Origin of the sequence: Occallatibacter savannae (genome assembly GCF_003131205.1) — a bacterium.
In the GTDB taxonomy this organism is placed as follows: domain Bacteria; phylum Acidobacteriota; class Terriglobia; order Terriglobales; family Acidobacteriaceae; genus Telmatobacter; species Telmatobacter savannae.
Genome location: NZ_QFFY01000001.1, coordinates 219,367 through 232,594 on the forward strand (window position 1 = coordinate 219,367; position 13,228 = coordinate 232,594).

Genomic DNA, 13,228 nt, shown 5'->3' on the forward strand with positions numbered 1-13,228 from the left:
TGCAATGAATCCATGCGAAAGCATTTGTGTTTTATTTTTGCCGGCGCGGCGATTGCCGCAGCGCTGGGTATAGCCGGGTGCAAATCTGGCAGCCAAGGTTCCAGGGCGGATGCGGCCGAGACTCCATCGGCGGCGGTAGCGAAGGTTGTGCGGGGCTCGATTACGCACGATCTGAATCTTGCGGGGCAGTTTCAGCCGTTCCAGGTGATTGATGTTCACGCGAAGGTGTCGGGGTATATCCGGCACATCAACGTGGATATCGGCGACCGCGTGAAGCAGGGTCAGGTGCTGGCGGTGCTTGAGGTGCCGGAGCTGAACGCGCAGCTGAAGGGCACGGTGGCCGAGGTGGAGCGCAGCAAGGATGAGATCAAGCGCGCGCAGCACGAGGTGACGAGAGCGCAGTCAGAACATGCGGCTCTGCACAGCGACTATACGCGATTGAAGCAGGCCGCGGCGGCTCAGCCAGGGTTGATCGCGCAGCAGGAGTTGGATGACGCTCAGTCGAAGGACCTGGCTTCGGAGTCGCGCGTGGATGCAGCGAAAGCGGCGCTCGCTGCGGCGACGCAGCAGTCAGATGTTTCGAAGGCCGATAACGAGCGCGTAGGAGCGATGGCGGATTACAGCAAGGTGACGGCTCCGATCGATGGCGTGATCGTGTGGCGCTACGCGGATACGGGCGCGTTGATCCAGGCAGGAACGGCTTCCGATACGCAGTCGCTGCCGATTGTGAAGTTGTCGCAGAGCAGCCTGCTGCGGCTTCGGTTGCCGGTTCCGGAAGATGCGGTGGAGTTTGTCCACGAGGGCGCGACGGTGACGGTGAATGTGGACGCAGTGCACCGGGCCTTTGAGGGCAAGGTGGTGCGGTTCACGCGCAATCTAAATCCGGCGACGAGGACGATGGAGACGGAGATCGATGTTCCGAACAAGGATCTGTCGCTTACGCCGGGCATGTATGCGAATACGAAGATTGAACTGGAGCGCCATGACAACGTGCTGACGATTCCAGTGCAGGCGGTGCTGCGCAATGGGAGTCAGGCGTCGGTTCTGGTTGTGGATGCGAACCATCACGTGGTGCCGCGCAATATTGTCGCCGGGTTGCAGGGTTCGAATCTGGTGGAGGTGAAGTCGGGGCTTGAAGAAGGCGATGAGGTGATCACGGGAGGGCAGGCGAACTACCAGGCAGGCGAAACGGTGACGCCGAATGTTCAGCCGACGAGCGACACCGACACGAGCGAAGAGCAGTCTGGGGGTACGAAGTAGATGCCCAGATTTGCAATCAAATATCCCTTCTTCATCATCATGATGTGCCTGGTGATTGTGGTGCTGGGCGTGGTGAGCGTGGCGTCGATGCCGGTGGACTTGTTCCCGTCGATCGATATGCCGGTTGTGGTGGTGGCGACGTTCTACTCGGGCATGCCGCCGGAGCAGATCGAAGCCGATATTACAGACACCTTCGAACGATTCTTTACGCTGGGAAACAACATCGAGCATATCGAGTCGCGATCGCTGACCGGCGTGAGCCTGATCAAGATCTACTTCCAACCGGGAACTGATCCGAATGCAGCGCTGAGCAATATTTCGAATCTGGCGATGGCGGATCTGCGGCGACTGCCGCCGGGGACGCTGCCTCCGGTGGTGTTGGGAATGGATGCTTCGAGCCAGCCTGTTTGTCTTGTCACGCTGAAGGGCAAGGGGCTGAACGAGACGAATCTGAAGGATCTGGCGCAGTTCCAGGTGCGTAACCAGATTGCGAGCGTGCAGGGCGCATCGGTGCCGCAACCGTTTGGCGGGCGGTATCGGCAGATCATGGTGTACGTCGATCCGCAAAAGCTGGAAGCGCACAACCTGAGCCTGATGGACGTGGTGCACGGGATCAACGATTCGAATTTGATTCTGCCTGCGGGGGATGTGCGGATCGGGCCGAAGGACTACAACATCTACGCGAACAGCCAGGTGTCGAGCCCGGAAGCGCTGAATGACGTTCCGCTGAAGTCGGTTGGGAATGCGTCGGTGATGGTGGGCGACGTAGGCAAGGCCGAGGACTCGGGAACGCTGCAGACGAACATTGTTCGCATCGATGGGCAACGGTCGGTGTATGTGCCGGTCCTGAAGCAGGGCGGCGACAGCAACACCATCACGATCGTGAACGGAATGCGAGCGGCGATCAAGAACCTGGTCGATATTCCGTCGAACCTGAAAACGGCGGTGGTGTTCGATCAGTCGCAGTTCGTAAAGTCGGCGTTGCGGAATCTGGGCAATGAAGGCGGCATCGGGCTGGTGCTGACGGCGTTGATGATTCTGCTGTTTCTCGGGAGCATCCGGGCGACATTTGCGGTGCTGCTATCGATTCCGCTGTCGGCGCTGGCGGCATTCATCTGCATCAAGGCTACGGGTGGTTCGGTGAACACGATGGTGCTGGCGGGACTGGCGCTGGCGTTTTCACGACTGATCGACAACTCGGTGGTGGTGCTGGAGAACATCTTCCGTCATCTGGAAATGGGCGAGTCGCCGGAGGTGGCGGCGGAGCGGGGCGGCAAGGAAGTGCAGCTGGCCGTGCTGGCAGCGACGTTTACGACGGCGATTGTGTTCTTTCCGGTGGCGATGCTCTACGGCGTGAGCAAGTACCTGTTCACGGCGCTGGCGCTGGCGGTGGTGTTCTCGCTGTTCGCTTCGTACCTGGTGGCCATGACGGTGGTGCCGCTGTATTGCGCGAAGTTCATCAAGGCCAACCAGGCGGAGGCGTCAGAAGGACAAGAGCTCGAGGCGGAAGGGCGCGCGGTGCATACGGCGGGGAAGAGGATGGGATTCTTCCAGCGCGTGGTGCGCGCGTTCAACGAGAAGTTTCAACGAATGCTGGAGAAGTACGTTGTGCTGGTGAACCGGACGATCCTGCGGCCGGTGGCGAGCACGGTTGGAATTCTAAGCGCTTGCGTGCTGGCGCTGGCGCTGTATCCGCTGCTGGGGAAGGCGTACTTCCCGCGCACGGATCCGGGGCAGTTCGTAATCAATGTGAAGTGCCCAAGCGGAACGCGGCTGGAGCTGAGCAATAAGTACATTGCGCAGGTGGAGAGCGAGATTCGCAAGGTCATTCCGCAACAGGATCTCGACATGATCGTCTCGAATATCGGCATCACGCCGGATTTGTCAGCGATCTACACGAGCAATTCGTCGATGGACACCGCGTTTGTGCAGGTGAGTTTGAAAGAAGGCCACAGGCTGGGCAGCTATGCGTACATGGCGCGCGTGCGGCGAAGGCTGCAGCGGAACATGCCGTTCCTGTCGACGTATTTTCAGGCGGGCGGTCTGGTCGACTCCGTGATCAACCAGGGATTACCAGCGCCGATCGATGTGCAGGTGAGTGGGAATGATATGGAGCAGTCGTACGACATTGCGACGGAGATCGCAGGGAAGATCAAAGGGCTGCGGAACGTGAGCGACGTTCTGATTCCGCAGAACCTGCGGTACCCGGGGCTGGAACTGACGATCGATCGCGAGCGAGCCAGCCTGATCGGTCTGACGCCGAAGGAGGTTGTGGACAACGTCATCACGGCGATGACCTCGAACGGAATGATTGCGCCGAGCTACTGGGTTGATCCGAAAACGGGGAACAACTACATGCTGACGGTGCAGTATTCGGATCAGAAGATCGGGCACATGACGATGGATGACTTCAAGCAGATTCCGCTGCGCGCGCCGACTGTGTCGGACTACACGCCGCTGCGGTCGGTGGCGGATATCAAGGAGATCAACACGCCGACCGAGGTGGACCACTACAAGATTCGCAGAGTGGTGGACGTGTACGTGATGCCTTCGACCGAGGCTCTGCAGAAGATCAACTCGCAGGTGCATGACGTGGTGGACGGCATGAAGCTTCCCGGAAACGTGAAGGTGACGGTGCGAGGAAGCGTGGTGAGCATGAACCAGTCGTTCAGCAGATTCGCGATCGGGCTGATGCTCTCTATTCTGCTGGTGTACCTGATTCTGATGGCGCAGTTCGCGTCGTTTACGGATCCGTTCATCATCTTGATGGCGATTCCGCCGGGGTTGGCAGGAGTGGTTGTGATCCTGCTGATCACGGGAAGCACGATGAACATCATGTCGCTGATGGGCGTGATCATGATGGCGGGAATCGTGGTGTCGAACAGCATTCTGATTGTGGAGTTCGCGGGGCATTTACACCACGAGGGGTTGTCGCTGGCGAAGGCGGTGGTGGAGTCGTGCAGGATTCGATTGCGGCCGATTCTGATGACATCGCTGGCGACACTGCTGGGCATGATTCCGATGGCGCTGGGGCTGGAGGCCGGGAGCGAGCAGTATGCGCCGCTGGCGCGGGCGATCATCGGAGGTCTGGGAGTGTCGGTGGTACTGACGGTGTTTCTGGTGCCGGCTGTGTATCTGATTGTGCATGGAAAGAAAGAAGACCATGCGCAGGTGGAGGCGGATGGATGACTTGGATGAATTTGCGACTCCATCAATTTATTCATTGCGCGGCGGCTGCTTCGCTGGCGCTCGCCGTTAATTGTGTGTCGAACGCGCAGTCGCGTTCGACGAATCAAACGAAGCTTCCGGATGCTCCGGTTCTGCAGTTTGTGGGGCGGGCTGCGGAGCCCGGAGCGGGTGGGGCGGAGGGCAATGGGAGTTCCTGGTATCCCAGGTCTCCAAAGTCAGGAGACCTGGGGCACCCTGCATCGTGGAGCGATAGTGGAAACCCTTCGGCGAGCTCAGGGCAGGCTCCGGAGCACCCAACTGGAAGTCAAAGTGCGAATGGCGGAAACCAAAATCAAGCGAGCGGGAAGCAGCAGCTGACGCTTCAACAGGCTGAGGAGATGGCCGTAAGGAATAATCCTCGGGTTACGGTGGCGCGGCTGCTGGCTTCGGCACAGCACCAGGTGTACCGGGAGACGAGATCGGCTGAGTTGCCGACGGCGAATGCGGCGCTTACGGCTGTCAAGGCGGAGGATGCGAGCAGAATCTCCGCGGGTTCACTTACTGCTTCAAGGCTCTTTGAGCATACGGGTGCGGGAGGAGGATTCTCGCAACTGATTACGGATTTCGGGAAGACGCGGAACCTGGTGGCATCTTCAGCGCTACGGGAGAAGGCGCAGAATGCGAATGCGATGGCGACGGAGTACGACATCCGGCTGGCGACTGATCAGGCGTTCTACAGCGCGCTCGAAGCTCAGCAGGCGCTGAAGGTCGCGCAGCAGAACGTGACGGCACGGCAGACGCTGCAATCGCAGGTGAACCAGATGACGCAGAACAAGCTGAAGTCTACGCTTGATCTGAGTTTTGCGGATGTGAGTCTGTCACAGGCGAAGCTGCTGCAGCTGGATGCTGAGAACAAAGCGAATTCGGCCATGGCGGCACTGGATGCGGTGCTGGGGCTGGATCATGCGGTAGATTTCGACCTTGTGGATGATGGCGCACAGGTTCAGCAGCCTCCGGCAGATCTGAATCGGCTGGTAGAGGAGAGCCTGAAGCAGCGGCCGGATCTGCAGGGAACGGTTTACAACCAGCAGGCGGCGGTGAAGTTCAGCAAGGCGCAACGGGACCAGATGCTGCCCAGCATTTCGGCAGCGGGGACGGTGGGCAGCGTTCCGATCAGGCCAGCGCAGTACTACACGTCGAATTGGTGGGGCGGGATTGGAGTGAATATTAATATTCCAGTCTTCAATGGCTTCCTGTATTCGGCACAGGCGAAAGAGGCGGCTCTGCGGGCGAAGGCTGCGGCGGAGAATACGCGGGACTTGCGGGACCGGATTGTGCGGGACGTGAGGACTGCGTGGCTGGCAGCGAATACGTCATACCAGCGCGTGACGGTGACGGCGGAGCTGCTGAAGCAAGCGGATCTGAGTCTGAAGCTGGCGCAGACGCGCTACCAGATGGGGCTCAGTTCGATTGTGGAGCTGAGCCAGGCGGAGTATCAGCAGACAGATGCTGCGATTGGGAATGCGAATGCGCAGTATCAGTACAAGCTGTCGCTGGCGGCGCTGAACTATCAGATTGGGTCGGCGCCGTAGACGTTAGTGGAAATCGTGAGAGCGCATGTCGGCGGACGTGATGTCTATAGGACGGATGCGGTGCGCTTTCACGTGAATGACGCCGCGCTGGATTTGGAGCGTGCCTTCGATGTCGAGGAAGTGGTTGCGCGTGATGACGACACGGTCGCGCTCGAAGAGATCGGGTGTGATGATCACGTTGGCGATGCCTGTTTCATCTTCCATGGAGAGGAACACGAAGCCTTTGGCGGTGCCGGGGCGCTGGCGCGCGATGACGCAGCCGGCGATGCGGACGGGTGTGTTGGTCTGGAAGGCGGAGAGATCTCCGGCGGAGACGTAGCCCTGGCGCTTGAGTGATGCGCGCTGATAGCTCATAGGGTGCGGACCGCAGGTGAGGCCGGTGCCGGAGTAATCGGCGGCAAGGCGTTCGTCGGTGGTCATCTGCTTGAGTGGCAGCTTGTCGGACGAGGATGGAGAGGCGGAGGCGCGAAGAAGCGGGCCGACTGGGCGGCCTGCCTCCTCAACCTGCCAGAGGGCATCTCGACGATGATGGACCTGCGAGATGGTATTGAGCGCGCCGATCTGGGCTAGTGTTACAAGATCTTTTTTGCTGAGTTGGGGTACGCGCACGGCCAGATCTTCGATTGTGGAGAAGGGGCCGGATGCGTTGCGATTGGCTGTAAGGGCTTCGGCTGTGGCCTGGCGCAGGCCTTTGGCGTAGTTGAAGCCGATGCGAACGGAGAGGGAGCCGTCGGATTCGTGTTCGATGGTGCAGAGCGGCTCAGAGCGCTGGATGCACATGGGGCGGATTTTGAGGCCGTGGCGCTGCGCGTCTTTGATGAGCACGGCGGGAGCATAGAAGCCCATGGGCTGGTTATTGAGAAGTCCGCAGAGAAAGGCGGCGAGGTAGTAGACCTTGAGGTAAGCGGACGCGTAGGCGATGAGGGCGAAGCTGGCGGCGTGGGACTCGGGGAAACCGTACATCGCGAACGAGGAGATGGCTTGAACGATGTTGTCCTGCTCGGCAGGAGTGACTCCGTTGCGCGTCATGCCTTCGCGCAGGCGGCCTTCGAGGTTGCGCATGCGCTGCATGGATCGGCGCATGCCGACAGCGCGGCGAAGTTCTTCTGCTTCTGATCCGGAGAAGCTGGCGACAACCATGGCCATGCGGAGTAGCTGCTCCTGAAAGAGCGGCACGCCGAGCGTGCGTTTGAGCACGGGCTCGAGCAGAGGGTGCGGGTAGGAGACTTCTTCGAGGCCCTGGCGGCGGCGCATGTAAGGATGCATCATCTTTCCGACGATGGGGCCGGGGCGGATGATGGCGACCTGAACGACGACGTCGTAGAAGCAGCGCGGGGCGTTGTGTGGGAGAGAGGCCATCTGCGCGCGGCTCTCGACCTGAAACATGCCGACGGTGTCGGCTGCGCGGAGAGTTTTGTAGACGAGAGGATCTTCGGGCAGTGCGGCGAGATCAACCTGCGTGTTGTAGTGGTGTGGGATGAGTTCGAGGGAGTCTTTGAGGACGGCCATCATGCCGAGGCCGAGGAGATCGACTTTGATGAGGCCGAGATCGGCGCAGTCTTCCTTGTCCCACTGCACGACGGTGCGGCCGGGCATGGAGGCGCGTTCGATGGGGACGATGCGGTTGAGCATACCGGCGCAGATGACCATGCCGCCCGAGTGCTGGCCGAGGTGGCGAGGCAGGTCGTAGGTTTTGGAGCAGAGCTCGAGGTATTTGGCGACGCGGGGGTGACGGACGTCGAAGCCGGCGTTGTCAAAGTGCCTGTCCATGGTGTCGTTGGCGCCTCGCCACTCCCAGTGGCCGACGAGGCTGGAGAGTTTCGCGAGCTGCTGCTCGTCGAAGCCGAGGACTTTGCCGACTTCGCGCGCGGCGGAGCGGCCGCGATAGGTGATGACGTTGGCCGTCATGGCAGCGCCGAGCGCGCCGTACTTCTCGTAGATGTGCTGGATGACTTTTTCGCGATGATCGCCGGAGGGAAGGTCGAGGTCGATGTCGGGCCACTCGCCGCGGCTCTCGCTGAGGAAGCGCTCGAAAAGCAGTTCCATGCCGATGGGGTCGACGGCGGTGATTTCAAGCGCGTAGCAGACGACGGAGTTGGCGGCTGAGCCGCGGCCCTGGACGAGGAACCCGTTGAGCTGGCAGTAGCGGATGATGTCCCAGACGATGAGGAAGTAGCCGGCGAAGCCGAGTTGCGCGATGAGGGCGAGCTCGTGGCGGGCTTGTTTCAGAGCGCGTTCGAGTAGAGGCCTTTTGAGGGCGTTGCTGAAGCGCTTGCGGATGCCTTCATCGACACGCTTGGCGAGATAGCTGTCCATGGTGTCGGAGTCAGGGACTGGGAAGCGGGGGAATTCGTACCCGAGATTGTTGAGGGCGAACTCAAGGCGCTGGCTGATGATGCGGGTGTTGGCGATAGCTTCAGGGAGATCGAGGAAGAGCGCGTGCATCTCGCGCCCGGGGCGGAGGTGGCGGAAGGAGTTGCAGCAGAGGAGGCGCCCGGCATCGTGGATGGTGGTGTGGTTGCGGATGGAAGTGAAGACGTCGAGGAGTTCGCGGTCCTGGGGTGTGGCGCAGCGGACGCCGTTGGTGGCGACGATGGGGATGTTGCATTTTGAGGCGAGCGAGAGGAGGGAGATGTTGCGGGATTCCTGCTCGCGCTGGTGGTGGCGCTGGAGTTCGATGTAGAGGTTGCTGCGGCCGTAGATGGAGATGAGCCGGTCGAGATGTTGGGATGCTGCAGATTCGCCGTTGCTGGCAAGAGCAGAGGTGAGTGGGCCTTCATCGCCGCCGGTGAGACAGATGAGGCCTTCAGAGAATTCTTCGAGGTCGTCGAAGGTGGCGGCGCCTTCGCACTTGGTGGGCTCGCGCATTTTGAAGCGCGTGATGAGCTGGCAGAGGTTCTGGTAGCCGATTTGCGATTTGCAGAGCAGGACGATGCGCGGGGGCTCGTCGGGATGCTGGTGAGGGAGATGTGCGGGAGGCGTGAGGCGATGGCCGAAGGAGGAGACGGCGATTTCAGCGCCGATGTGGGCTTTGACTTCGTTGTTTTTGGCGGAGGTGTGGAAGCGCGCGATGCCGTAGAGGCCGTTGCGATCGGTGAGGGCCATGGCAGGCATATCGAGTTCGATGGCGCGCTCGATGTAGGACTCGGGAGATGTGGAGGATTCGAGAAAGCTGAAGGCGCTGGAGGCGTGGAGTTCGATGTAGTCGTGTGTGGGAGTGCGGTGAAGGATTTCGAGCGCAGAGGTTGCAGTCGATTTTGATTCAAGGATCTCGTTCATGGCAGGTCATCAGAATTGAAACGACTGCACCTTTCGGGAGCTCGATATAGAAAAAGCAACTGCGGGTTTCTCCGCTTCGCCCTCACTGCGTGAGTGCTTCGGTCGAAATGACACAGATTTAAGGTGGTATCCAACTTCTTTTGTGATTGGCTCAGTCATAGTAGGCGTCGAGGAGCCACTTGTTGTTGAGGTGATCGTGGATGAGGAGGCAGGAGATGGATTCTCCTGAGTTGGTAGTGGCCATGACGTCCCACTCTTCGAGGTCCCAGCGATCCAGGTCCCACCAGGAGCCGCTGGATTGCCATGGTCCGTAGGCTACGGAGATTTCGTAGCGGGTGGCACCGTCTCGGAATGAGCGTGGTTTGCCTTCGGTGATTTGCAGAGAGAGCGGGTGTGGGGGACGGATGCGGCGCAGAGAGGTTCGTGGTGATGAGGGTTGTGCGGATGGGCGCGGTTGATCGATGACGGAGAACTCCTGCATCTGGAAGCGGCCGGGAGCGTGCGAGTCGAGCAGTGCAGGGGAGCCGACGCGATCGGCGCCGACCATGGCTTTGAGTCGGGCAAGCGTGACGTCGAGGCGTGATGGCTCTGGAGCCTGCGGTGCGAAGAGGCCGAGCTGAATTTTGGACTGGCGGCCGGCATCGGCGATGAGGGTGAGTGCAGTGACTGCTGCTTGAGGCGGATGGGCTGCAAGTTCGAGTTGGAGAAGCTTGAGGAGGAATTTGCGATCGCAGGAGGGGATGGCGGGCTGAATGCGGCGCTTGTATGCTGGCGAGCGCTCGAGCTGCATCTCGATGTTGATGGAGGCGAGCGAGAGAGCGCGGCAGGTGGCGCGCGCGACGAGATTGGCGATCATGTTCGCGCCGATGAAGAGGAGCGCGTCGAGCTGCTCGATGTGTGTTTCGAATTCGATGTGTTCTTTGAGCTCGAATTTTTCTTCGAGCGGCTGGAAGGTGTGATCGGCATTGCCTCGCGCGAGGGCGAGCCACTGGCGTGAAGGCTGTCCGAAGCGTGGGATCATTTCATCTTCGGGGAGCGCGGCGAGTTCGCCGAGGGTGCCTATGCCCCAGAGCGCGAAGGTGCCATAGTGATCGAGGTCGAGTGGGAGAGCGCTAATGGGAATGGACGCGAGGGCGTTGGATTCGCGGCCTGAGGGGATGATGGAGATACCGCGGGAGAATTCGGATTTAATGCGGGCAGTGTGGAAGTTGTCGCTGATGGAGACGGAGGCGCGAAAACCGGCGGCGACGATGGTTTCTCGCAGGCGATGGGCGATCTGGTCAGGTGCTCCGAAGAGGCGCTCGGATCCGGCGATGTCGAGCACGAAGGAGCAGGCGTTGTTGGCAAAGACTTCTTCGATGCGGGGAGAGAACTGGGAGAGGGTTTCGAGGAGTACGGTGCGGGCTGCGATTTCCGTTTCTGCGGAGCGGGTGAGGATGTGGATGCTACCGACTTCTTCCACTTCGAGGCGGGTGAGTCCCTGGATGATGCCGCGCTTGCGGGCGTGCGAGTTGAGAGCGATGACGCGCTCCTGCGGAGGAGTGCCGTCGAGGATGACAACGGGAGCGGATTGGAGATCGGGGCGGAGACGCAGGATGGATTGCGCAGGGAATTCCGAGACATGCACGGCGGCGAAGAGGCTCGGAGGTTTGGTATCGGGGCTCATGCGCGGTGCTCCGCGGTTGCTCGGTGTTCCGAGGATGCACGCTTCACCAGATCCCATGCGGCGGGGGATGTCCAATCAGAGGAGGGAGGCTTGCGGTCGATCGATGTGATGGGACTCGTGACGGGTGAGAAGCGTTCGCGCCGGCGCTGGACTTTGTAGTTGAAGTTTCGGATGACCGTGCCAGAGATGGAACTGACTGTGGAGGGATGGCACTCGAGGACGACGGCGGCGCTGGATTGTGCGAAGGGAGCTTTGCCGAGAACGATGAGGCTGCAGCGGGTGCGGTCGGCTGCCTGGCGATAGCGGAACCAGGTTGCGAGGGGAATGCGGCGGCCATGCTCGATCGATTCGTCTGCGAGGTCGAGGACGATGGTAGAGAAGCCTCCGGACTGAAGAAGGATGTCGGTGGCGCGCAGGGCCTGATCGAGGCGGGTCCAGGGTTGGGCGTCTTTCCTGCTGCGGTCAGGTCTGGGTGAGGCCTTGTCGGAGCAGCGGACCCAGAGCAGGTGATTGAGAGAGACTCCGGTGGCTGCGGCGGATTCGGGATCGAGCGAGTCTTTTGCATCGATCCATGCGCAGACGGAGCCTTCGCACGTGCGCTGCGCGATAGCAGAGAGGGCTATGCTGGTGCGGCCGGAAGAGGCTGGTCCTGTGAGTTCGGTGATTGTTCCGACGGGGATTCCTCCGTTGAGCAGTTCATCAACGCGGATGATGCCGGTGGGTACAACTTCGCGGATGGTTTTGGGGGAGGGAGTGAGGACAGACGGGTAGCGGTGTTGAAATGCGGTCTCGATCTGCTGGCGAAGGGCGACAGAGGAAGGCATGGCGACGGGGCGGCATTCGCCTTTTATTCGCCTATAGATTCTGCCTGTTCAGGGAGGGTTGTCAATGGGCGACCTGTGGAAACATTTCGGATTCTTCGCCGACTATATGAAAGATAAATAGTCTTGAGTCATGCACTTATAAATATTTTCTCATTAGGATTGTAGGTTTGTCAGTAAGCAAGCAGGGCTGAGCAGAATCTCTTTGTCTGCTGAATTCCTTGCTGAAAGTACGAGTTGAAAGGGCACGGCCTTTAGCCGTGCCCTGACGCTTGTTGAGTTGCGAGCCTTCCTCCCGCGGCTGATTCGATTGCACATCCGTATGGAAGGCGCCTGAAGCCTGCCGGGACGGTTCGGCACGGAGTTAGTTGCTACCGGCTCTTTGCGACTTCTTCGACGGTGACGGGGTCGAGGAAGGGCATGCTGGCGCGGAGCTGTTTGCCGACGATTTCGATGGGGTGCTTGGCTTCGGCTTCGCGGAAGGCGAGGAATTCTTTGCGGCCGGAGTTCTGGTCGGCGAGGAAGCGCTTGGCGAAGCTGCCGTCCTGAATGTCCTTGAGAATGTCTTTCATCGCCTGTTTGCTGGACTCGTTAATGACGCGCGGGCCGCTGACGTAGTCGCCCCACTCAGCGGTGTCAGAGATGGAGTAGCGCATGTAGGCGAGGCCGCCCCGATAGATGAGATCCACGATGAGCTTGAGCTCGTGGAGGACCTCGAAGTAGGCGCTTTCGGGCTGATAGCCGGCATCGACGAGGGTTTCGTATCCAGCCTTGATCAGCGCGCTGACTCCACCGCAGAGCACGGCCTGCTCGCCAAAGAGGTCGGTTTCGGTCTCTTCTTTGAATGTCGTTTCGAGGACGCCTGCACGCGTGCAGCCGATGCCCTTGAGGTAGCTGAGATTGAGTGCGTGCGCTTTGCCGGTTGAATCCTGGTGGATGGCGATGAGTCCGGGGACGCCGCCGCCTTCGGTGAAGACTTCGCGCACGCGATGGCCGGGAGCTTTGGGCGCGGCCATGCCTACGTCGATGCCGGCTGCCGGCGTGATGGTCTTGAAGTGGATGTTGAAACCGTGGGCGAAGAGAAGCAGCGTGCCGGGCTTGATGTTCGGCGCAATCTCGTCGGCGTAGAGCTTGGCCGCGGTCTGATCGGGGACGAGTACCATGACGACGTCGGCCCACTTGACGACGTTGGGAACGGTGTCGACTTCGAGGCCAGCTTTCTGGGCTTTGGCGATGGACTTGGAGTTCGGGGCGAGGCCGACCTTCACTTGTACGCCGGAGTCCTTGAGGTTGAGCGAGTGCGCATGACCCTGCGAGCCGTAGCCGATGATGGCGACTTTCTTTGCCTGGATCAGGGAAAGGTCGGCGTCGTGATCGTAATAAGTCTTAGCCATGATGTCTTTTCTTTTCCTTTGCGTTCGTTGGTGCGTCAGGAAGACACG

The 13,228-nt window shown here is 60.3% G+C and carries 7 protein-coding genes; 3 read left to right on the top strand and 4 right to left on the bottom strand.

The genetic code is table 11. The features are described 5' to 3' along the window. Positions 1-12 precede the first annotated feature (12 nt). The 3 genes from DHV10_RS01030 to DHV10_RS01040 are packed head-to-tail and all read left to right on the top strand — an operon-like array spanning position 13 to position 6,020. Positions 13-1,260, top strand: coding sequence for an efflux RND transporter periplasmic adaptor subunit (locus DHV10_RS01030; RefSeq protein ID WP_109484469.1), 1,248 nt, complete (start codon positions 13-15; stop codon positions 1,258-1,260). Then, positions 1,261-4,449, top strand: a complete 3,189-nt coding sequence (locus DHV10_RS01035; protein WP_109484470.1) for an efflux RND transporter permease subunit — start codon at positions 1,261-1,263, stop codon at positions 4,447-4,449. Between the two features lie 5 nt (positions 4,450-4,454). Next, complete coding sequence (locus tag DHV10_RS01040) at positions 4,455-6,020, top strand: TolC family protein (protein ID WP_109485640.1); 1,566 nt, start codon at positions 4,455-4,457, stop codon at positions 6,018-6,020. A gap of 3 nt (positions 6,021-6,023) precedes the next feature. Here DHV10_RS01040 and DHV10_RS01045 read toward each other — a convergent pair whose 3' ends face one another. The 4 genes from DHV10_RS01045 to ilvC form a co-directional block, all read right to left on the bottom strand. Next, on the bottom strand, positions 6,024-9,299 hold the full coding sequence (locus DHV10_RS01045; RefSeq protein WP_109484471.1) for a DNA polymerase III subunit alpha: 3,276 nt from the start codon (positions 9,297-9,299) through the stop codon (positions 6,024-6,026). Positions 9,300-9,450: 151 nt separating this feature from the next. Next, a complete protein-coding gene (locus DHV10_RS01050) occupies positions 9,451-10,965 on the bottom strand; it encodes a DNA polymerase Y family protein (protein WP_162601102.1) in 1,515 nt (504 codons plus the stop codon). Further along, a complete protein-coding gene (locus tag DHV10_RS01055; RefSeq protein WP_109484473.1) occupies positions 10,962-11,789 on the bottom strand; it encodes a P-loop NTPase family protein in 828 nt (275 codons plus the stop codon). Before DHV10_RS01055 ends, DHV10_RS01050 begins: the two co-directional genes overlap by 4 nt. Before the next feature lie 368 nt (positions 11,790-12,157). Then, on the bottom strand, positions 12,158-13,219 hold the full coding sequence (gene ilvC, locus DHV10_RS01060; protein ID WP_275425893.1) for a ketol-acid reductoisomerase: 1,062 nt from the start codon (positions 13,217-13,219) through the stop codon (positions 12,158-12,160). Positions 13,220-13,228 lie beyond the last annotated feature (9 nt).